15 protein-coding genes and 1 pseudogene are annotated in these 19,994 nt (G+C 72.3%); 11 read left to right on the top strand and 5 right to left on the bottom strand.

Going from position 1 to position 19,994, the window contains the following annotated elements; genetic code table 11:
* Positions 1-4 precede the first annotated feature (4 nt).
* Positions 5-2,304: pseudogene (locus IC607_RS11480) on the bottom strand (FdhF/YdeP family oxidoreductase).
* On the bottom strand, positions 2,301-3,179 hold the full coding sequence (gene fdhD, locus IC607_RS11485) for a formate dehydrogenase accessory sulfurtransferase FdhD (RefSeq protein ID WP_191787495.1): 879 nt from the start codon (positions 3,177-3,179) through the stop codon (positions 2,301-2,303). Before fdhD ends, IC607_RS11480 begins: the two are co-directional and overlap by 4 nt.
* A 93-nt stretch (positions 3,180-3,272) precedes the next feature.
* Between fdhD and IC607_RS11490 the strand changes: the two genes are divergently transcribed.
* Both IC607_RS11490 and IC607_RS11495 read left to right on the top strand, forming a co-directional pair.
* Positions 3,273-3,530 carry a type II toxin-antitoxin system Phd/YefM family antitoxin gene (locus tag IC607_RS11490; RefSeq protein WP_191787496.1) on the top strand — a complete coding sequence of 86 codons (258 nt, stop codon included), beginning with the start codon at positions 3,273-3,275 and terminating at the stop codon, positions 3,528-3,530.
* The gene (locus tag IC607_RS11495) at positions 3,527-3,802 is read left to right on the top strand and encodes a Txe/YoeB family addiction module toxin (RefSeq protein ID WP_191787497.1); all 276 of its coding nucleotides are present in this window, start codon (positions 3,527-3,529) and stop codon (positions 3,800-3,802) included. The genes IC607_RS11490 and IC607_RS11495 overlap by 4 nt, the downstream gene beginning before the upstream one ends.
* 40 nt (positions 3,803-3,842) lie before the next feature.
* Here IC607_RS11495 and IC607_RS11500 read toward each other — a convergent pair whose 3' ends face one another.
* Positions 3,843-5,060 carry a Fic family protein gene (locus tag IC607_RS11500; RefSeq protein WP_191787498.1) on the bottom strand — a complete coding sequence of 406 codons (1,218 nt, stop codon included), beginning with the start codon at positions 5,058-5,060 and terminating at the stop codon, positions 3,843-3,845.
* A 60-nt stretch (positions 5,061-5,120) separates the two neighbouring features.
* Entirely contained in the window at positions 5,121-6,158 is a 1,038-nt protein-coding gene (locus IC607_RS11505) for a hypothetical protein (protein ID WP_191787499.1), read from the bottom strand.
* Positions 6,159-6,302: 144 nt separating this feature from the next.
* Between IC607_RS11505 and IC607_RS11510 the strand changes: the two genes are divergently transcribed.
* Positions 6,303-7,676, top strand: coding sequence for a hypothetical protein (locus tag IC607_RS11510; protein ID WP_191787500.1), 1,374 nt, complete (start codon positions 6,303-6,305; stop codon positions 7,674-7,676).
* Positions 7,677-7,697: 21 nt separating this feature from the next.
* On the opposite strand, the gene IC607_RS11515 is transcribed toward IC607_RS11510, so the two are convergent.
* A complete protein-coding gene (locus IC607_RS11515) occupies positions 7,698-9,161 on the bottom strand; it encodes a helix-turn-helix domain-containing protein (protein ID WP_191787501.1) in 1,464 nt (487 codons plus the stop codon).
* Positions 9,162-9,287: 126 nt separating this feature from the next.
* On the opposite strand from IC607_RS11515, the gene IC607_RS11520 reads away from it, so the two are divergent.
* The 8 genes from IC607_RS11520 (at position 9,288) to IC607_RS11555 (ending at position 19,965) form a co-directional block, all read left to right on the top strand.
* Entirely contained in the window at positions 9,288-11,165 is a 1,878-nt protein-coding gene (locus IC607_RS11520) for a phosphoenolpyruvate carboxykinase (GTP) (protein WP_191787502.1), read from the top strand.
* Between the two features lie 143 nt (positions 11,166-11,308).
* Entirely contained in the window at positions 11,309-12,781 is a 1,473-nt protein-coding gene (locus IC607_RS11525) for an NAD-dependent succinate-semialdehyde dehydrogenase (RefSeq protein WP_191787503.1), read from the top strand.
* Between the two features lie 102 nt (positions 12,782-12,883).
* Complete coding sequence (gene glmU, locus IC607_RS11530; RefSeq protein WP_191787504.1) at positions 12,884-14,491, top strand: bifunctional UDP-N-acetylglucosamine diphosphorylase/glucosamine-1-phosphate N-acetyltransferase GlmU; 1,608 nt, start codon at positions 12,884-12,886, stop codon at positions 14,489-14,491.
* Positions 14,488-15,474 (top strand): ribose-phosphate diphosphokinase, encoded by a 987-nt coding sequence (locus IC607_RS11535; protein WP_191787505.1) that lies wholly within the window; start codon positions 14,488-14,490, stop codon positions 15,472-15,474. The genes glmU and IC607_RS11535 overlap by 4 nt, the downstream gene beginning before the upstream one ends.
* 88 nt (positions 15,475-15,562) lie before the next feature.
* The gene (locus tag IC607_RS11540; RefSeq protein WP_191787506.1) at positions 15,563-16,846 is read left to right on the top strand and encodes an acyltransferase; all 1,284 of its coding nucleotides are present in this window, start codon (positions 15,563-15,565) and stop codon (positions 16,844-16,846) included.
* Positions 16,847-16,967: 121 nt separating this feature from the next.
* Positions 16,968-17,600, top strand: a complete 633-nt coding sequence (locus IC607_RS11545; RefSeq protein ID WP_191787507.1) for a 50S ribosomal protein L25/general stress protein Ctc — start codon at positions 16,968-16,970, stop codon at positions 17,598-17,600.
* Between the two features lie 75 nt (positions 17,601-17,675).
* Positions 17,676-18,293, top strand: a complete 618-nt coding sequence (gene pth, locus IC607_RS11550; RefSeq protein ID WP_191787508.1) for an aminoacyl-tRNA hydrolase — start codon at positions 17,676-17,678, stop codon at positions 18,291-18,293.
* Positions 18,294-18,432: 139 nt separating this feature from the next.
* A complete protein-coding gene (locus IC607_RS11555) occupies positions 18,433-19,965 on the top strand; it encodes a sugar transferase (protein ID WP_191787509.1) in 1,533 nt (510 codons plus the stop codon).
* Positions 19,966-19,994 lie beyond the last annotated feature (29 nt).

Consider the following 19,994-nt stretch of genomic DNA (forward strand, 5'->3'; position numbering starts at 1 on the left):
GCGCTCAGGGAGCAGCAGGCCCCGTTCGGACCAGGCGGACCACGACCGCCTTCGAGACCGGGGTGTTGCTGCCCAGCGCGGTGCTGGCCAGCGGGACGAGCACGTTCGCCTCGGGGAAGTAGGCGGCGCAGCAGCCCCGGGAGGTCGGGTAGGCGACGACCCGCTGGTCGGACAGCACCCGGTCGGGCTCGTCGGGCCACTCGCTGATCACGTCGACGCGGTCGCCGTCGCGCAGGCCCAGGTCGACGAGGTCGTCGGGGTTGACCATGACGACGTCGCGCCCCTTGCGGATGCCGCGGTAGCGGTCGTCGAGGCTGTACATCGTGGTGTTGAACTGGTCGTGCGCGCGCACGGTCTGCAGGATCAGCCGGCCGGGCGGGCAGGTCACAGGCACGAGCTCGTTGACCGTGAGCATCGCGCGGCCCGTCGCCGTCGGGAAGGTGCGCGAGTCGCGCGGGCCGTTGGGCAGGACGAACCCGCCGAGATGGCGGATCCGCTCGTTGAAGTCCTCGAAGCCGGGGACCACCCGCGAGATCGAGTCGCGGATCGTGTTGTAGTCCCGCTCGAAGCGGGCCCAGTCGATCGGCCGTCGTCTCCCAGCACCGCGCGCGCCAGGCGCGTGACGATCGAGATCTCCGAGAGCAGCGTGTCCGCGACGGGCGGCAGCGGGCCGTGCGTCGCGTGCACCGCGCAGACGGTGTCCTCGACCGACACGAACTGCGCGCCGGTCTCCTGCAGGTCCATGTCGGTGCGGCCGAGGGTCGGCAGGATCAGGGCCTCCGCGCCGGTGACGGCGTGGGAGCGGTTGAGCTTGGTGGAGACCTGGACGGTCAGGTCCGTCCCGCGCATCGCGGCCTCCGCGGCCGCCGTGTCGGAGATGGCGCCGACGAAGTTGCCGCCCAGCGCGAACCAGACCTTGATCTCGCCGCGCTGCATCGCCTGCACCGACTGCACGGCGTCCAGCCCGTGCTCGCGCGGAGGCGAGAACGAGAACTCGGAGGCCAGGGCGTCCAGGAAGCGGTCCGGCATCCGCTCCCAGATGCCCATGGTGCGGTCGCCCTGCACGTTGGAGTGGCCGCGGATCGGGGAGGCGCCCGCGCCCGGCCGGCCGATGTTCCCGCGCAGCAGCAGGAGGTTGATGATCTCCTTGATGGTGTCGACGCCCTTGCGGTGCTGCGTGATGCCCATCGCCCACGTGATGATGACGCGCTCGGCGGCGATGTATCGGTCGGCGAGCTCGTCCATCTCGGCGAGCGTCAGGCCCGTGGCGGCAAGGACCTCGTCGACGTCGAGCGCGGCCAGGTGCTCGCGGAGCGCCTCCAGCCCCATCGTGTGCGCCGCCAGGAACTCGTGGTCCAGCACGGTCCCGGGAGCGCGGTCCTCCGCCTCCAGCACGCGCCGCGACACCCACTGCAGCAGGGCCATGTCCCCGCCGCTGCGGATCTGCAGGAACTGGTCGGCCAGGTCGGTGCCGTGCCCGACGATGCCGCGCACCCGCTGCGGGTTCTTGTACCGGCGCAGCCCCGCCTCGGGCAGCGGGTTGATCGCGACGATCGTCGCGCCGTTGCGCTTGGCGCCCTCCAGCGCGGTGAGCATGCGCGGGTGGTTGGTGCCCGGGTTCTGGCCCATGATGACGACCAGGTCCGCCTGGCCGAAGTCGTCGTACGTGATGGTCGACTTCCCGATGCCGACCGTCTCCAGCATCGCCGTGCCGGTGGACTCGTGGCACATGTTGGAGCAGTCGGGCAGGTTGTTGGTGCCGAATGCGCGCACGAAGAGCTGGTAGACGAACGCGGTCTCGTTGGCCGTGCGGCCGCTGGTGTAGAACGCGGCCTCGTCGGGCGAGTCCAGCGCGTTCAACCGGTCCGCGACCAGCGCGAACGCGTCCTCCCAGCTGATCGGCACGTAGTGGTCGCTGCCCGCGGGCTTGTGCACGGGCTCGACGAGCCGGCCCTGCTGACCCAGCCAGTACTCCGTGCGCCCGGCGAGGTCGTCGACCGAGTGCTCCGCCCAGAACGTCGTCGCGACCGTCGCAGGCGTCGCCTCCCAGCTCACCGCTCGCGCGCCGTTCTCGCAGAACTCGACCGTCGCGCGGTGCGCGGGGTCCGGCCACGCGCAGCTCATGCAGTCGAACCCGTCGGTCTGGTTCACCTTGGCCAGCACCTTGAGCGCGCGCGCCGGGCCCAGCTCCGCGAGCGCGTACCGCATCGCGCTCGCGACGCCGGGCACGCCCGCGGCCCAGTCCTTGGGCGCGTGGACGCTCAGCTCGTCGGGCATCGGTTCGGTGACGGGGCGGTGCGTCATGCCGTCACGCCGTCCGTGGCTACGGCGCCCGACGACGTCGCGCCCGACGAGACCACCACGCGGTCCGGCCGTGCGTACACGACCATCGACGTCCCACGCAGGAAGCCGACGAGCGTGATGCCCGCCTCGCGCGCCAGCTCGACGGCCAGCGACGACGGCGCGGACACGGCGGCGAGCACGGGGATGCCGGCCATGAGCGCCTTCTGGGTCAGCTCGAACGACGCCCGCCCGGACACCATGAGCACGACGCCGCGCAGTGGCAGCAGCCCCTGGGTCAGTGCCCAGCCCACCACCTTGTCGACCGCGTTGTGCCGCCCGACGTCCTCGCGCAGCACCAGCAGCCGACCGTCCGCGTCGAACAGCGCAGCCGCGTGCAGGCCGCCGGTTCGCTCGAAGACCGCCTGCCCGTCGCGGAGCCGGTCGGGGAGGGAGGCCAGGAAGGCGTCGGTCACCGCAACGTCGTCGTCGGTGACCGAGAAGTGCGACTGCGTGCGGACGGCGTCCACGCTCGCCTTGCCGCACAGCCCGCACGACGAGGTCGTGTAGAAGCTGCGCTCGAGGCTGGGATCGGGCGCGGGCACCCCGGCGCCGAGCGTCACGTCGAGCACGTTGTAGGTGTTGCGACCGTCGTCGTCCCGGCCCGCGCAGTACCGCGCCGCGGCGAAGTCCTGCACGTGCGCGACGACGCCCTCCGAGACCAGGAACCCGGCGGCCAGCTCCACGTCGTGGCCCGGCGTCCGCATGGTGACGGCGAGCGAGCGGCCGCCCACGCGGATCTCGAGCGGCTCCTCGGCGGTCACGACGTCCTGCGCCGTGCGCGCCCCGCCGTCCAGGCTGATGCGCGTCACGCGCGTGCGGACCGCGATCCGTTCCATTCGTCGACTCCCTCGCGCGCGTCGGTGCAGCGCTTCTCCGACCATCTTCCACCCGACAGGCCGAAGCAAGGCACGTACGTTATTCTGTACGCCATGACCAAGGTGCTCTCGTACACGGAGTCCCGCGCCCACTACGCCTCGACCCTCGACGCCGTCACCGACGACCGCGAGGAGGTCATCATCACGCGCGCCGGCAAGCCGGACGTCGTGATGATCTCTCGCGACGACTACGAGTCGCTGCGCGAGACGGCCTACCTGCTCGCCTCGCCCGCCAACGCGGCTCGCCTGCTCCGCTCCGTCGCGAACCTCGAGGCGTCCCACGGCATCGAGCACGCTCCCGTCGACGAGTGAGGTTCGTCTGGGACCAGGACGCCTGGTCCGACTACGTCTACTGGCAGACCCAGGACCGCCGGACCCTGCGGCGCATCAACGAGCTGCTGCGTGACATCGCCCGAGGATCGGACCTCGGCGCCCCGCACGAGGGGATCGGCAAACCCGAGGCGCTGCGGCACCAGAACCTGACGGGGTGGTGGTCGCGGCGCATCACCGACGAGCACCGCCTCGTCTACCGGGTCCACGGCTCCGACGTCGAGATCGCGAGCTGCCGCTACCACTACGGGTGAGCGACGCATCCTCGCTGGTGTCCACCGGTGACGCCGTCCGTCACCGGACACCCCGCCGCCCGGCCCGTGCCGCGAACGCGTCGAGCGCCGCGAGGACGTCGTCGGCCTGCCACAGGATCGACCTGCGCCGACCCCCCACCTCCACCAGGGCGCTCGCGTCGACGAGACGGGAGATCGCCCGCATCGCGTTGGTGTGCGAGATGCCGAGCTCGGTCTGCACGAGGGCGGTGCCGATCACCGGTTGCCGCAGGACCAGGTCGACGAGTGGCCACACGGCGGAGTCGGAGCGCGCGGTGATGCTCGCCGTCCACCGCGCGCGGACCGCCTCCAGATCGGCGACCAGCTGACCCCCGTTGACCACGGCGTCGAGCGATGCCTGCGCGAGCGAGTCGACGATGGGCGCGGGGTCTCCCGATCGGTAGGCAGTCAGCGCGTCGAAGTAGGCACGCGTGTCGACGAGCAGCCCCGCCGAGACCGGCACAGCGACCGACCGTGTGACGCCGCGGTGGCGCAGCAGCGCGTGGACGAGTGCCCGCCCGGTGCGCCCGTTGCCGTCGGGGAACGGGTGGATGGTCTCGAACTGGGCGTGGGCGACCGCGGCGTGCTGCAGCGCGGACAGGTCGCCACGGGCCATGAACGCGACGAGGTCGTCGATCGCGTCCAGCACGCGCGAGTGGTGCGGCGGGACGAACTGCGCGCGGTGCGGGCTGTGGGCGCTGCCGCCGATCCAGACGGGCTCGGTGCGCCAGCGGCCCGCGATCGCTGGCTCGGTCGGTTCCATCAGTGCTCGGTGCATCTCCAGGACCGACGCGGCGTCGAGCCGGTCCGCCAGTGAGGTCGCGGCCTGCATGGCGTGGACGTTCCCGACGATCTGCTGCGCGTTGCGGCGCGCGTCCTCCCCGAGCTCCGCGAGCGCGATCTGCTTGGCGCCGGACGTGAGGTTCTCGATCTGGGACGACGATGCCGACTCGGATCGCAGCAGGATCGCGGCGAACGGGGCGACGTGGGTGCCGACGCGGGCGTCGAACTCGCGGATCGCGGCGGTGGCTTCCTCGGCGGCGGCCGCCGTCGAGCGTGGCAGCGGGAGGTCGCGCGTCGCGATGGTGGGGACGATCGCCGACCGATACGGCGCGGAGAGCTCCGCGCGCTGTGCGCGGGTGAGGAGGTCGGCTGGCAGCGACGACGCCCAGGCGTGCTCCTCCCACGCGAGCGACGGCCAACTTCTGCCGTCTGGGGGGAGTGCCGCAGGGATCGACATGGGGCCAGCCTATCGCTCCTTATAGCCTTAAGGATGGATAAGGGCGAGGCTTGTCCATCCTTAGCGAGCGTCGGCGACCTGCGCGTGCGTGCTGAGGAGGGGTCCGGTCTGGTCGCTGGGGGCGCGGCCGAAGCCGCACTCCGTGGCGACGCCGAAGCGCGGTGCGTGCCGCAGCGCCACGTCGATCCGTCGTCGGGCGCCCTCGACGCCGTCCTCGCGGTGGACCAGGCCCAGGTACAGCTCGGTGGTCTCCGGCAGGCGCAGGGACGACAGCGGCGCGTAGTAGGCGTCGTCGTCGCGCTCGATGGGCACGGGCAGGTGCACCCACGCGACGGGGCGCGGGACCTCGTCGAGCAGCGTCTGCGCGAAGCGCACGAGGTTCGCGGTGTCCGTGGGCTCGATGAAGTGCTTCTCGCCGACGTCGCCGTAGCAGAGGTGGTAGCCCACCTCGACGTCGTCGGGCACCCAGGCCGTGTGCTCGACGACGCGCGATGTCACGGCCGGCCACACGTCCTCGAACCACGGCTGGAACCGGCCAGCGGGGTCCTCGATGTAGCTGAACTCGAGCGCGACGTCCCACTGGATCGCGAGGTCGTCGTGCGGCACGGCCGCCAGGATCTGGTCCAGCTCGCGGTGCAGTGCGTCGCGGTACACGGGCTCCAGGCGCTCGCGGTCGTCGGGCACGACGAACGTCCCGACCACCGCCGTCGCCGTCGGCAGGCACACCTGGAACCGGGTGCCGGGCGCGATGACCCCCTCGTCCCGCAGGCGCCGGAACACCGCCCAGGACGCGATCGCCGCGCTCGCGTAGCCCAGCGGCGGGACGACGAGCGACGCCGGGTCCACGCCGTCCGCGACCTGGATGGGCCGCAGGTCCAGGTTCCGCATGAGCACGGGCTCGTCGCCCACGCGCTCCAGGCCGGGCGTCGCGCCGAACCGGTCCGCCTGGAACACGATCCAGTGGAACCGGTCGCCCACCTCGCCGTCCGGGATGCGCCGCAGGTGCGTGCCGAGCAGCCCGGCCACCGTCCGCATCGTCGTCTCGGCGTCGTCGAGGTTGATGCTGCCCACCAGGTGGGCGCCCTGCGGCTGGTTCATCGTGCTCCGTCGTCGTCGGAAGGTGTGCGCGTCCGAGTATCACCCGACGGCCTGGGCGTGCCGCGCGTGCTACGCAGGAAGGATGGGCACTCGTCCGGTCGGCGAGCGCGCCGGCCGCGTCGGACCGCCGGAGGTACCTCGCACGTGACGTCGACCGAGCGCCCGCCGTGGCTCTACCCCGACATGGGCTCTGCCCTGCCCGCCTGGTACGGCGGGGTCAGCGCACCGGTGCGGGTGGAGCGTGACGGTGTCGTCGCGGCGCTCCGCGCAGGCGTCGAGCTCGTCACGTCGTGGATCGGCGTCCCGGTGACGTGGACGACGACGGCGGTGGTGGCCGAGGACGACCCGTGGGGCCCGGACTTCGACGTCATGCGTCCGGGCCTCGACTGGGATTTCGTCGCACGGGCGGGGACGCCTTCGTCGGTCACGCTCACCGCGGTCGCGACGCAGCTCGCGGCCCACCCGACGCATCCGTACCACCGGGTCGCCGAGGTGCACGCGGCGTACCCGGCGCAGGTCGAGGGGCGCGACGTCGGCCGCATGCTCGTCGCCGTCTCGGCACGGCAGTGGGCCCTGTACACCGGGACGGACGGGCCGTGGTTCGCGGCGGGGCTCGGGCCCTGGGTCCTGGCCGCGGCCGACGCGATCGGGGCCGACTCGGGGTTCGCGAACCTCGCGGACGGGTGGGCCACCTACGAGCAGAGCGCGTGGGAGCGGCACGCGGGCGTGCCCGCAGCGTCCGAGCCCGGCCGGCTGTGGGGGTATGGCTGGGGGACGCTGCTCTCGCCCCCGCACCTGGCCGCGGTCGGCGGGATCGAGGCGCTCGCGGCGGCACTCGGCGAGGTGCCCGGTGCGCAGCTGCACGAGCGGGTGGGGGGCCAGGTGTGGCTCACGCTCGGCGACGACCCGACGGACGTGACCGACGAGGCGCTCCGCACGCTGCACGCCACGCTGCTCCCGGCGCTCGCGGTGCCCCAGTTCGACGAGGCGACGACGCGGGCGCACCGGGCCACGACGCCCGCGGGCCTGCGCTCGATGTGGTCAGGAGCGCTCGAGGAGGCGCGGTCCGCGCTCCGCACCGAGGGCGACTTCGGCCCGACCGGGAGCACGGTGGCGGTGCTCGACGACCTGCTCCCGGTCGCCACGACCCTGCTTCCCGACGCACTGCTCTTCGAGGGACTCGGCGGCCCCGCCGCGACGCGACTGGCGACGGCGCTCCCCGACGGGCTGCTCGATGCGCACGTCGGGGGCGGCCCCACGCTGCGGCGCGCGCTCGCGGCCGCCGCGGCGAACAGGTGCGTGACGCTCGGCGGCCACGCGATCGGACCGGCCCGGCCGGACGAGCGCGTGACGGTCGACCGCGTCGTCGTCCAGGGGGACGCCGTGCTCGATGCGCTCGCGCCCGACGCTGCCGAGCACGCACTCGCCCGGCTCGTCGAGCTCGGGGTCGACGATGCGCCCGCGCCTCCCGACGAGGTGCGCGCGACGAGTGACGGATGGGTGTTCTGGTGGGACTGACCGTGCTGTGACGCCGGTCGCTCACTGCGGACGCGGGGCGTGCCGGTCCAGGAAGCCGTAGACCTCGCGGGCGTCGACGCCGGGGAACGCGCCCGTCGGCAGGGCGGTGAACACCTGCTGGTGGATGCGCGCGCTGGGCCAGGACGCCTGCGCCCAGCGGGCGGTCGCGTCCGCCGCGGGCCGGCGGCAGCAGGCCTCGTCGGGGCAGGTGGAGCGGTGGCGCACGGTGGTGTCGCGACCCCGGAACCAGGACGCCGACGAGAACGGCACGCCGACCGTCAGCGCCGTCTGCCCGCTGCTCGTCGACCCCGTCTGGGTCGAGCACCAGAACGTGCCCGCGGGTGTGTCGGTGTACTGGTAGGACTCGACGGACCGGTCGCGGCGGCCCAGCGCGCGGCGCACGCCCCAGCGCCGGCAGACCAGCTGGCCCTCGATCGCGCCCGTCACGTCGGTCGGCAGCGGCAGGCCGTCGTTCGCGTAGGCGCGGTAGATCGCGCCGTCCCCGTTGATGCGGATGAAGTGCACAGGGATGCCGAGGTGGTGCGTGGCCAGGGACGTGAACCGCTGCGCCGCGGCCTCGTGCGTCACGCCGAACGCGTCGCGCAGGTCCTCGATCGCGAGGTCCTTCTCCTTCTTGTGCTGCTGCAGGTGCTCGACGGTCGCGCTCTGCGGCATCAGCGCGCACGACGCGAAGTACGTGATCTCCATGCGCTGGCGCAGGAACTCGTCGTACGACCCCGGCCGCTCGTGGTTCAGCACGCGGTGCGCGATGGCCTGCAGCGCGAGCGAGCGCAGGCCGTGGCCGCCGGGTGTCGAGGCGGGCGGCAGGTAGATGCGGCCGTTGGCGAGGTCGGTGACCGTGCGGGTGGACGACGGCAGGTCGTCGACGTGGATGATCGTGAAGCCGAGCTGCTCGGCCATCCGCGTCACCGTGCGGTGCGTGAGGGCGCCGACGGTGTAGCCCGCCTTGCGGACCATCTGCTCGGCGAGCGTCTCGATGTCCGGCAGGTAGTTGTCGCGGGCCTGGCGCTCGAGGCGGATCTGCGTGTTGGCGCGGCGCGCCTCCTCCGGGGTCGCGACGGCCTCCAGGTCACGGCGCGCCAGCTCGTCGTGCAGGCCGACGAGCTGCTCGAGGACGGGCAGCGGCAGCGACCGGCCGGGGCGGACGTGGGGGAGGGCGAGCCGCTCGAAGCCCGACGCGCGCTGGGCGCGGTCGAGGGCGATCTCGAGCGCCGCGCGGCGGGACGGCGGCTCGGCGTCGAGCAGGTCCGGGACGGTGACGTCGAGCGCGTCGGCGATCGAGCGCAGCAGCGCCAGCCGCGGTTCGCGGCGGCCGTTCTCGACGAGCGAGAGCAGGCTCGGTGTCACGCCGACGCGCTTGCCCAAGGCCTCGAGCGTCAGGCCGTGCGACGTGCGCAGGTGTCGGATGCGGCGGCCGAGCGTCAGGGCGTCGGGCGCTGCCGTCTCGTCGGGCTGTCCGGGCATGTTCGTGACCCTACGTCAAGGAAGCCGAAAATTGACAGCCTGCTCTCGACGGTTCCGTGTCGCGAATGGGAAATCCTGTCAACACGGAAGCGATCCGCCCGTGATCGCGACAAGGAGATCGAACCCATGACCATCCTGGCCGAACGCACCGAGAGCGCGGAGCGCACCCGCCCCACCGTCGCGGACGTCACCGAGCGTGCCGCCGTCGGCGACGTGCACGCGTGGGTCGCCGCGGTCGCTGGGCTCACGCAGCCCGACGAGGTCGTGTGGTGCGACGGCTCCGAGCGCGACGGGCTCGTCGCGGGCATGGTCGCCACGGGCACGCTGCTGCCGCTCGACCCCGACCTGCGCCCCGGCTCGTACCTGGCCCGTTCCGACCCGGCCGACGTCGCGCGCGTCGAGTCGCGCACGTTCATCTGCTCGTGCGACCGGGCCGACGCGGGCCCCACCAACAACTGGCGCGAGCCGGCCGCCATGCGCACCGAGCTCGACGGCGTCTTCGCCGGGTCCATGCGGGGGCGCACGATGTACGTGGTCCCGTTCTCGATGGGGCCCGTCGGCGGGCCGATCTCGCAGCTCGGGGTGCAGGTCACCGACTCGCCGTACGTCGTCGTGAGCATGGGCGTCATGACGCGCGTGTCGGCGGCCGTCCGCGACCTCGTCGAGGCGGGCGCGGCCTTCGTCCCCGCCGTCCACTCGGTCGGCGCACCACTCGTCGGAGGCGCCGACGACGTCGCGTGGCCCTGCAACGACACGAAGTACATCGCCCACTTCCCGGAGACCCGCGAGATCTGGTCGTTCGGCTCCGGCTACGGCGGCAACGCGCTGCTGGGCAAGAAGTGCTTCGCGCTGCGCATCGCGTCGGTGATGGGCCGCGACGAGGGCTGGCTGGCCGAGCACATGCTGCTGATCCGGCTGACGTCGCCGCAGGGCCGGCGCTACCACGTGGCCGCCGCGTTCCCGTCGGCGTGCGGCAAGACGAACCTCGCGATGCTGCGCCCCACGCTGCCGGGCTGGTCCGTGGAGACGATCGGCGACGACATCGCCTGGCTGCGACCTGGACCGGACGGGTCGCTGCGCGCGATCAACCCGGAGGCCGGCTTCTTCGGCGTCGCCCCCGGCACCGGCGAGTCCACCAACCCGGCCGCCATCGAGACGCTGGCCCGCGACACCATCTTCACCAATGTCGCGCTGACCCCCGAGGGGGACGTGTGGTGGGAGGGCCTGACCGACGAGGCCCCGGCGCACCTGACGGACTGGACCGGCGCCCCCTGGACGCCGGCCGACGGCGCCGCCGGTCGCCCCGCCGCCCACCCCAACAGCCGCTTCACGGTCGCCGCGGCCCAGTGCCCGACGATCACCGACGGCTGGGACGACCCCGAGGGCGTGCCGCTCGACGCGATCGTGTTCGGTGGTCGTCGGGCCACCAACGTGCCCCTCGTCGCGCAGGCCGAGAGCTGGGAGCACGGCGTGTTCCTGGGGGCGACCATCTCCTCGGAGCGGACCGCTGCCGCTGAGGGCGTGGTCGGCGAGCTGCGCCGCGACCCCTTCGCGATGATGCCGTTCTGCGGCTACGACATGGCCGACCACTGGGCGCACTGGCTGCGCGTCGGCGCCGCGCTGGACCCCGCCCGTCGACCGCTCGTCTTCGGCGTCAACTGGTTCCGCAAGGACGACGACGGCCGGTTCATGTGGCCCGGCTTCGGGGAGAACGCCCGCGTGCTGGCGTGGATGGTGGCGCAGATCGACCGCGCGCGGGGTGTGCGGACCGACGTCGGCGCGGTCCCGAGCCCCGTCGGGCTGCTGCCGTCGCCGGGCGCGCTCGACGTCGACGGCCTCGACCTGGACCCTGCCACGCTCGCCGCGCTGTTCGAGGTGGACCCGGACTCGTGGCTGCTCGAGGCCGACCTGACTGCCGAGTTCTTCGCGACGTTCGGTGACCGCGTCCCGCCCGCGCTGCGCACCCGCCTGGCGCACCTGCGCGAGGCGCTCGAGGAAGCCTGACGGTCGCGCTGCTTCCGCGCCGATTCGCTACCCGCACGTAGCGAATCGGCGCGGGGGTGGCGAGGTCGGCCCGGAGACGGCCCGAGCGGCGCACGGCCTGGCGGCATGGCAGCGTGAGGAGCGTGCACGACGAAGGAGCTGCCATGACCGACCAGCACGAGACCGACCTGCTCGACCGGGTGCCCGACGGCTTGTTCGTCGGCGGCACATGGCGACCGGCGTCCGACGGCGCGACGCTCGAGGTGCGCGACCCGTCGACGAACGCGGTGATCAAGACGATCGCGTCGGCGACGGTCGACGACGGCCTGGCCGCTCTGACCGCCGCCGACGACGCGTTCCCCGCCTGGGCTGCGACGCCCGCCCGCGAGCGCGCCGAGATCCTGCGCCGCGCGTTCGACCTGCTGCAGGAGCGGGCCGACGACGTCGCGCTGCTCATGACGCTGGAGATGGGCAAGCCGCTGGCCGAGTCGCGGGGCGAGGTCACCTATGGGGGCGAGTTCCTGCGCTGGTTCGGCGAGGAGGCCGCGCGCATCCAGGGCCGCTACGGCGCCAACCCCGAGGGCACCGGCCGGATGATCGTCACCCAGCACCCCGTGGGGCCGTGCTTCCTCATCACCCCGTGGAACTTCCCGCTCGCCATGGCCACGCGCAAGATCGCGCCCGCGCTCGCGGCCGGCTGCACGGTCGTCATCAAGCCCGCGACTCTCACGCCGCTGACCACGCTGTTGTTCGCCCAGCTCCTGGCGGACGCGGGTGTCCCCGACGGTGTCGTCAACGTGATCACGACGACGAACACCGGGCCGGTCTCCGAGGCGATCATCCGCGACCCGCGGCTGCGCAAGCTGTCGTTCACGGGCTCGACGCCCGTGGGGAAGACCCTGCTGGCCCAGGCCGCCGACGGCGTCCTGCGCACGTCGATGGAGCTGGGCGGCAACGCGCCCTTCGTCGTCTTCGAGGACGCCGACCTGGACAAGGCCGTCGACGGCGCGATCGCCGCCAAGTTCCGCAACATCGGCGAGGCGTGCACGGCGGCCAACCGGTTCGTCGTGCACCGCTCGGTCGCCGACGCCTTCGCGCAGCGCGTCACCGCCCGCGTCGAGGAGTTCCGCACGGGCCGCGGCACCGAGGACGGCGTGACGATCGGTCCCCTCATCGACGACCGCGCGGTGGACAAGGCCGCGGCTCTCGTCGACGACGCCGTCGCGCGTGGCGCTTCTCTGCTGACCGGCGGCGCGGCGATCGACGGTCCCGGCACCTACTACCAGGCGACCGTCCTGTCCGACGTCCCCGCTGGCAGCGACATCCTGCGCGAGGAGATCTTCGGTCCGGTCGTCGCGATCGTCCCGTTCGACGACGAGGACGACGCGGTCCGCATCGCGAACGACACCGAGTACGGGCTGGTGTCCTACGTCTACACGCGGGACCTGGCGCGCGGGCAGCGCATGATCGAGCGGCTGGCCACCGGGATGATGGGACTCAACGTGGGCGTCGTGTCCAACGCGGCCGCGCCGTTCGGCGGCTGGAACATGTCCGGCCTGGGCCGCGAGGGTGGCGCCGAGGGCATCCACGAGTACCTGCAGACGAAGTACACGCTGACCGCGGACCCGTTCGCGTGACGATCGTCTCGTCCGGCCGGTGCGCCGCCCGACGGTAGAGTGGTCGGCGCGCACGGAATCCCAGCCCGCTCGTCGGGCAGACCCGCGAGGAGCACCCCGAAGGTGACGTATCCCCGCCCAGCCGCCGTCATCGTCCTCGCCGCAGGCGAGGGAACGCGGATGCGCTCGGCAACACCCAAGGTCCTGCACACCCTGGCCGGCCGGTCGATGGTCGGGCACGCGCTCGCCACGGCCCGCGGCCTCGACCCGGAGCGCGTCGTCGTCGTGGTCCGGCACGAGCGCGAGCGCGTCGCCGCGCACATCGCCGAGATCGACAGCGCGGCGCTGCTGGCCGACCAGGACGACATCCCGGGCACGGGGCGCGCGGTCCAGGTGGCCATGACGCGGCTCGACGGGGCCGCCCAGGCGGACTCGGCCCACGGGGGAGCCCCCGGGTCGGCCGCCGCGGCGCTGGTGACCGGCGCGATCGTCGTCGTCGCCGGCGACGTGCCCCTGCTGGACGCCGGGACGCTGGGCGAGCTGCTGGCCGCGCACCACGAGGACGCGAACGCCGTCACGGTGCTGACCACCGAGGTCGACGACGCGACGGGTTACGGCCGCATCCTGCGCGAGCCCGGCACGGGCGACGTGCTGGGGATCGTCGAGCACAAGGACGCGACCGACGCGCAGCGCGAGATCCGGGAGATCAACTCCTCGATCTACGTGTTCGACGCGGGTGTGCTGCGTGGGGCGCTCGGCCGGCTGGGCCGCGACAACGCGCAGGGCGAGGTCTACCTGACGGACGTGCTGGCCCTGGCCCGCGAGGACGGCGGGCACGTGCGCGCGCTGCGGACGGACGACCCGTTCGTCGTCGAGGGCGTCAACGACCGCGTGCAGCTGGCCGCCCTGGCCCGCGAGTACAACCGCCGGATCGTCGAGGACTGGATGCGCGAGGGCGTCACGGTGATCGACCCGGCGACCACGTGGATCGACGTGGACGTCGAGCTCGAGCGCGATGTCACGATCCTGCCGGGCACGCAGCTGCACGGCGCGACCGTCGTCGGCGAGGGCGCGACCGTCGGCCCCGACACCACGCTCACCGACGTCGAGATCGGCACGGGCGCCACCGTCACCCGCACGCAGGGCTCGCTCGCGGTGATCCGCGCGGGCGCCTCCGTCGGACCGTTCGCCTACCTGCGCCCGGGCACCGACCTGGGCGAGAAGGGCAAGATCGGCACGTTCGTCGAGACCAAGAACGCGGTCATCGGGACGGGTTCCAAGGTCCCGCACCTGTCCTACGTGGGCGACGCGACCATCGGCGAGCACAGCAACATCGGTGCCGCGTCGGTGACCGTCAACTACGACGGCGTGAACAAGCACCGCACGACGATCGGCTCGCACGTGCGCACGGGCGCGGACAACATGTTCGTCGCGCCGGTCAGCGTGGGCGACGGCGCGTACACGGGCGCCGGCACGGTGGTGCGCCGCGACGTGCCGTCGGGCGCGCTCGGCGTCAGCGCCGGCAGCCAGCGCAACATTGAGGGCTGGGTCGCGCGCTCGCGTCCCGGCACCGCCGCGGCCAAGGCCGCCGGCGAGCCCGAGCTGCTCTCCCCCCAGGCACGCGCCGAGCGCGAGCGCGCCGCGACCGCTGCGCACGGCATCCCCGTCACGCGGCCCCCCGAGTTCCCGACAACGCCGGCCTCCGGCTCGACCACCAAGGATGTGCGATGACCGGGATCGTCTCCCACGACGGCGAGAAGCGGCTGGTCCTGGTCTCGGGGCGTGCGCACCCGGACCTGGCCACGGAGGTCGCCCAGCACCTCGGCATCGACATCCTGCCGACGACCGCCTACGACTTCGCCAACGGCGAGATCTACACGCGGTTCAGCGAGTCGGTGCGTGGAGCCGACGCGTTCGTCCTGCAGTCGCACGCGTCCCCGGTGATCAACCACTGGATCATGGAGCAGCTGCTCATGGTCGACGCGCTCAAGCGCGCCTCGGCCAAGACGATCACCGTCGTCGCGCCGTTCTACGGCTACGCCCGCCAGGACAAGAAGAGCCGCGGCCGCGAGCCCATCAGTGCGCGCCTGCTGGCCGACCTGTTCCGCACCGCCGGCGCCGACCGCATCATGAGCGTCGACCTGCACACCGCGCAGATCCAGGGCTTCTTCGACGGCCCCGTCGACCACCTGTGGGCCATGCCGATCCTGGTGGACTACGTCCGCACCCGGGTCGACGTGCAGAACGTCACTGTCGTCTCCCCGGACGCCGGCCGCATCCGCGTCGCCGAGCAGTGGGCCGCCAAGCTGGGCGGTGGCCCGCTGGCCTTCGTGCACAAGACGCGCGACGTCCGCACGGCCAACAAGGCCGTCGCCAACCGCGTCGTCGGTGACGTCGAGGGCCGCACCTGCGTTCTCGTCGACGACCTCATCGACACCGCCGGCACCATCTCCGAGGCCGTCCGCGTGCTGAAGGAGGCCGGCGCCAAGGACGTCATCGTCGCCGCGACCCACGGCATCCTGTCCGACCCGGCCGTCGCGCGCCTGCAGTCCTGCGGCGTGCGCGAGGTGGTCATCACCGACACGCTGCCGATCGAGGACGACAAGCGGTTCGAGGGCCTCACGGTGCTCTCGATCGCGCCTCTGGTGGCGCGGGCCGTGCGTGAGGTGTTCGACGACGGTTCCGTCACGTCACTGTTCGACGGCAACGCCTGACGACGAACTTCACCCCAGCCGGCCGTCGGTCGGATTTGTCCGTTCCCCTAGCCTGACCAGGTACAGGTCGAGCGGAAGGGGTGAGTGCATGACGGACGCGCCCACGGCCTCGCCGTTCGTCGTCGCCGAGAGAGCCACGCAAGAGCTGGCGTCCGCTCCCGCAGGGCTGGTGCGGCACGTGCGAGGGCTCGACGGGTTGCGGGCGCTCGCCGCCATGGCTGTCATCGGCTACCACCTGCAGTTCCTCGTACGATCCGCACACACGCCGCTCGCGGCGGTGGGATCGGTCGGATGGGTAGGTGTCGACCTGTTCTTCGCGATCTCGGGGTTCATCCTCTTCCTCCCGTTCGCGCGTGCCCACGTCGACGGCACCACCGTCGCGACGCGGCCCTTCTATGTCCGCCGCGCTCGGCGCATCCTGCCGGGGTACTGGTTCAACCTGGCGGTGCTCGTCGTGCTCGTCGCCCCCGGTTGGCTCGCGTCAGCGAAGGGCTGGCTCACCATCGCCGCTGATGCGACGTTCACCGCGGGGTACGTCGGCGCGACGTCGGTGAACTCGGTCTACTGGTCGCTCTACTGCGAGGTCGCGTTCTACCTCGCGCTACCACTGCTCGCGCGAGCGTTCGTCGGTGGACGCTGGCGATGGGGTCTGCCGGCCGCGATCGCCGTCGCCGTTGCGTTCCGCGCTGCGGTGGTCCTCGGCTCGTCGGGGGTCTCCCGTGACTTCCTGCTGGTGATGCAGTTCCCGGGTGTGCTGGACCAGTTCGCGTTCGGGATGGTGGGCGCGCTGGTGTGGAGCCGTTGGGAGCGGCGCGAGCGGCCCGTGAGCCCGTGGGTGCTCCGAGCGCTGGTCATCGGCGGCATGGTGGGGGTGCTGTCCGTGGTGGTGGTCATCCACCACGTCATCGGGCTCGCCAACTTCTGGTCCGCCCGTGGCCCGGCCGCGCCGCTCCCTCTCCTCACGATGCGGCCGTTGCTCTCGCTGTTCTTCACGATGGTGATCGTGGGCGTGTGCATGCGGGGGAGCATCCTGCGAGCCGCGCTGGAGCAGCGTCAGGTCAGGTTCCTCGGGCTCGTCAGCTTCGGTCTGTACCTCTGGCACGTCCCGGTCATCAGATGGTTGGAACCGGTCATGGGGGGCACCGGTGCCACCACGTCGTCGTACGTGATCGCCGGGCTCGTCGTGGTGATCGTCACCACCGCGGTCGCTGCCATGTCGTTCTACCTGGTCGAGGCGCCGTTTCTCGGTCGGGCGGGGCACTGGGCCGCACCCGTGGTGACGGGCGCTCGCCGAGTTACGGGTAGGATGCTCGGGTTGCCTCGGCGAGGGACGAAGGACGGCCATGCTCCATCGGCCGATCCCCGTCCGTGATCGACAGGGCCCGCCTCCGTGCGGCGTCTCCGTCCTGCGCCCCACGTCGAGGCCACCACACCTGAATCACCTGCGCCGTCGTCGGCGCCATTCCATCGTTCCTCTGCTTCTGGGAGTCATCGTGTCCGAGATCAAGCTCGTCGCCACCGCCCGCACGGAGTTCGGCAAGGGCGCCGCCCGCCGCCTGCGCCGCGCGCACCAGATCCCCGCCGTCCTGTACGGGCACGGCTCGGACCCGCTGCACGTCGCCCTGCCGGGCCACGACACGATGCTCGCCGTCAAGCAGGCCAACGCCCTGTTCTCGATCGAGCTCGACGGCAAGAGCCAGCTTGCGATTGTCAAGGACATCCAGCGCGACGTCGTCAAGAACGTCATCGAGCACGTCGACCTGCTCATCGTGAAGAAGGGCGAGAAGGTCAACGTCGAGGTTCCCGTGCACGTGGTCGGCGAGTCCGCGCCCGGCACCATCCACCTGGTCGAGACCCAGCAGCTCGCGCTCGAGGCCGAGGCCACCCACCTGCCGCAGAACGTCGAGGTCTCCATCGAGGGCCTCGACGCCGGCGCGTCGGTCACCGCCGGTGACGTCGAGCTGCCCAAGGGCGCCACGCTCGTCACCGACGCCGAGACCGTCGTCGTGACGGTCACGGTCCCGCAGGTCTCCGCCGACGACGTCGCCGCCGACGCCGCCGCGGACGAGCTGGCCGCCGAGCAGTCCGCCGCTTCGGCCGAGGCCGCCGAGGGCGACGAGGCCTGAGCCTCCCCGTTCCACCCGACGCCCGGTACCGTTCCCTCGGTGCCGGGCGTCGGTCTGTCTGAAGGAGAAGCGCGCGTGAGTGACGGACCCTGGCTCGTCGTCGGGCTCGGCAACCCCGGGCCGCAGTACGCCGGCAACCGGCACAACGTCGGGCACATGGTGCTCGACGAGCTCGCCTCGCGCTGCTCGGCGTCGTTCGGTTCGTCGGGCGGCCTGCTGGGGCGCCGGCCCCAGGCCGTGACGGCCGACGTCCGCCTGGGCGTGCTGCCCGGCGGCGCCCCCGGCCCGCGCGTGATCCTGGCGAAGCCCACCACGTACATGAACGTGTCCGGCGGTCCGGTCGCCGCGCTCGCGTCGTACTACTCCGTGCCCCCGGAGCGCGTGATCATGGTGCACGACGAGCTCGACATCCCCTTCGACGACGTGCGCCTCAAGCGCGGCGGGGGAGAGGGCGGCCACAACGGCCTGCGCGACACGACCAAGGCGCTCGGGACCAAGGACTACATCCGCGTGCGGGTTGGCGTCGGCCGGCCGCCCGGGCGCATGGACGCCGCCGACTTCGTGCTGCGCGACTTCTCCACCGCCGAGCGCAAGGTGCTGCCGTTCCTGGTGGACAACGCGGCTGACGCCGTCGAGGCCGTCGTGCTGCAGGGGCTCGAGGCTGCGCAGCTGAGGTTCCACACGAAGTCGTGACGGGTTCACCCGATCGTAGGGTGAAGTCCGTCCTAAGCGGGTGAAATCGGACAGAAAGTACTGATCAGTACAGACCGGGACCTATAGCCTCCAACGTGACCCGACGACAACCTCGTCGGATGCGCACTGGGGGTTCACGATGACACTGACCGCTGATCGCGGCATGTCGTGGTCGGGTGACGACGGGATCGAGCGTCGCCGCGCGGCGCGCGAGCCACGCCGGTCGTGGGCGTCGACTCAGCCGTTCGAGCCCCGTTCGACCATCTTCAACGAGTCCGGGACCCGGCGCGCGAGCGCCTGGCGGGCCGTCGGGCACCGGTACGCCGCAACCACGCTCGTGACCGACCTGCTGCTGAGCGCGGTCGTCGGGTACGGCGTCGCCGCCTTGCACCGTCCGGTCACCGCTTCCGCGATCGCAGGCGTGATCGGTGCCGTCCTGTTCGCGACGATGGTCGCGCTCATGGGTGGCTATCGGCAGGACCGGCTCGGTGACGGGCCCGGCGAGTTCCAGGCGATCGTGCGGGGCGCGAGCCTCGTGGCCGTGGCCCTGGTCGGCTACGCGTTCGTGTTCAAGGTCTCCGTGCCGCGCGGCGCCGTGTTTATCGGCGTGCCGCTCGCTGCTGTCGCGACCTCGCTGGTCCGCTACATCCGTCGTCGTCGTCTCCACGAGGCCCGCCGGTCCGGCGCGGCCATGCGCAGCACGCTCGTGGTGGGCGACCCAGGATCCGTGAGGCGCGTCGTCGCGGACCTCACGGCGGCGCCGCACCACGGCTACCGCGTCGACGGCCTGTGCCTGCAGTCGGCCGACGGGATGGACGAGCTGGCGGGTGTCCCGGTCGTCGGAGCCATCGCCGACATCGTCCAGGTCGCCGCCGATCGGGCCGCCGAGGTCGTCATCGTCACGGGCTCGTCCCTGAGCGGCGAGGCGCTGCGTCGGCTGTCCTGGGCGCTCGGCCGCGCGGGTGCGCACATGGTCGTCGCTCCCGACATCGTCGAGGTCGCGGGCCCCCGGCTCACGGTGCGCCCGACGGCAGGCTTGTCCCTGCTCGAGGTCGAGGTCGACACCCCGCGTCGGCGACTCGTCGCCAAGTCGATCATCGATGTCACGCTGGCGGTGATGACCGGTCTGCTCCTGCTCCCTGTCATCGTCGTCGCCGCGGTCGCTGTCCGTGTCACCTCACCGGGACCGGCTTTCTTCCGGCAGACACGCGTCGGCGTCGACGGCAAGCACTTCACCATCTGGAAGCTGCGCACGATGTACGTCGACGCGGACGAGCGCCGCGACGCGCTGCTCGCTGCGAACGAGGGCGCCGGGCTGCTGTTCAAGCTCCGCGTGGACCCGCGCGTCACCCGGGTGGGCCGCGTGCTGCGCAAGTACTCGCTCGACGAGCTGCCCCAGCTGTGGAACGTCGTGCGCGGGGACATGTCGCTCGTCGGGCCGCGGCCGCCGCTGGAGGCGGAGGTCGAGGCCTACGAGGACGAGGTCGTGCGCAGGCTGTGCGTCAAGCCCGGGCTGACGGGACTGTGGCAGGTCAGCGGGCGGTCGGACCTCGAGTGGGACGACGCCGTTCGCCTCGACCTGCGCTACGCCGACAACTGGTCCGTCGCCATGGACCTCATGATCCTGTGGAAGACCGGTCGTGCGGTGCTGTCGGGGTCGGGTGCGTACTGAGCGGCGTCTCGGGCTGCGCGCGGCGACGT

This window comes from Cellulomonas sp. JH27-2 (assembly GCF_014837175.1).
Classification (GTDB): Bacteria; Actinomycetota; Actinomycetes; order Actinomycetales; family Cellulomonadaceae; genus Cellulomonas.